We start from the raw sequence: 1,709 nt of genomic DNA, 5'->3' as shown, positions 1-1,709 counted from the left end.
AACTGAAGTTTCCCAATAATTATTTATGGTAAAATTGAAACTATGCTACAACTATATGAAAAAAATAGTCTTTTCATTCGTTTCAAATGCTATTGCCTAAGGGGAATTAAGTAGGGGTTTGCTATAAACATGGCAAAACCACCTAAAATAAACCTCGATACACCAGCATTGTGTATTTCAGCTACTCAATAATTGGGAAACTTCAGTTATTAAAGCAATGGCTAATCAATCTTTACAAAATGGAGTTTAACTATGTGCAACTATTTTAAGTCCTTTTTTACTCGTCATACTCATATTGCCCGTTGCAGCTTCATCAATATAATTACTCCACCAGTCCATAACGGGCTTTCTGCGCTCAAGGTAGTTGGCTCGGTTATAAGCGTTACGTACTTCGTTTTTGCCAGTATGAGCTAATGCCGCTTCAATAACATCACCATCAAAACCTTGTTCATTCAGGGCGGTGCTGGCTAATGACCTTAAGCCATGTGCGACAAGCTGCTTATCAAATCCCATTCGTTTTAATGCCATATTAGCCGTTTGGGAGTTGGTATGCGTTTTGGGGTTTCTATCTGAAGGGAAAACATATTCACTACGCGAGCTGATTGGCTTCATCACTTCTAATATGGCTAAACATTGTGGCGTTAAGGGAACGATATGCGCTTTCTTCTGCTTCATGCGTTCTATTGGAATATTCCAAAGTCCGTTATCAAAATCAATTTCATCCCAGCGTGTTCCTGCTGCTTCACTGGGTCTAACCATAGTATGCAACTGCCATTCAATCAGGCAGCGAGTCGTTAATTTTATACTTGCCCGTGATAGGGTAGACATTAATTCTGGTAATTGTTCTGGTGTCAGTGTTGGCAAGTGCTGTTTTACGGGTAACTGAAAAGCTTTGCTGATCCCCGTTAATGGGTTATTGGGAATAATGCCTGTATTGACTGCATATACCATTATTTCATTAAGACGCTGGCAGAGACGTTTTACTGTTTCTAGGCTACCTTTAGCGGCAATGGGTTGAATCACTTCAATTGTTTTTATTGCTGTGATTTTATGAATAGGTATTTTGCCTAAATCTGGAAATATATGAAGTTCTAGTGAACGCCAAGTATCTGTTGCATGATTTTGAGAAACAGTTGTTTTTTTTACAGCTAGCCATTTTTCGGCGATATGTTCCAGCGTATTGTTATGGGCTATATCATTTAAACGATTAGTATCTTCGCGGTGTTCTTTTGGGTCAATCTCTTTTGCGAGTAATTCCCTTGCTGTGGCGCGTTTGCTTCTTGCATCTGCTAACGATATGGCAGGGTATGAGCCAAAGCTTAAAGAGGTACGTTTTTTGGTGTAGGGTCTAAAGTAATTAAATATCCATAATTTAGAGCCGTTGGGTTTTACTCTGAGAGCAAGCCCATCACCATCAACTAAATTAAATTCCTTGTCTTTAGGTTTTGCTTGTTTTACTTCTGTATTGGTAAGTGGTTTAGTAACTCTGGCCATTTTAGTAACACCGCATTTGATGAAGTTAGGGTGATGTTACTATGAGTGTTACTAAAAAGCTAAGATTTTATGAAACCTTATAGGATGCTATAGGCATAAAAAAACCCGAAAACCTAGAGTTACCAAGGTGTTTCGGGTTTATTTTAAATCTTGCTGAACTTAATTTTGGTGGAGACGGGGGGAATTGAACCCCCGTCCGCAAGCACTCCGCCTTT

The 1,709-nt window shown here is 39.0% G+C and carries 1 protein-coding gene and 1 other RNA gene; both read right to left on the bottom strand.

Annotated features, from left to right (window positions below; genetic code table 11):
* Positions 1-246: 246 nt before the first annotated feature.
* Positions 247-1,494: an integrase domain-containing protein gene (locus tag CDZ78_RS10985; RefSeq protein WP_087870055.1), complete on the bottom strand. Its 1,248-nt coding sequence runs from the start codon at positions 1,492-1,494 to the stop codon at positions 247-249.
* Positions 1,495-1,660: 166 nt separating this feature from the next.
* Positions 1,661-1,709: a transfer-messenger RNA gene (gene ssrA, locus CDZ78_RS10980) on the bottom strand; the annotation flags it as partial.

It is taken from the genome of Bathymodiolus platifrons methanotrophic gill symbiont, assembly GCF_002189065.1.
Classification (GTDB): domain Bacteria; phylum Pseudomonadota; class Gammaproteobacteria; order Methylococcales; family Methylomonadaceae; genus Methyloprofundus.
This window is presented reverse-complemented; position numbering and strand designations above follow the sequence as displayed.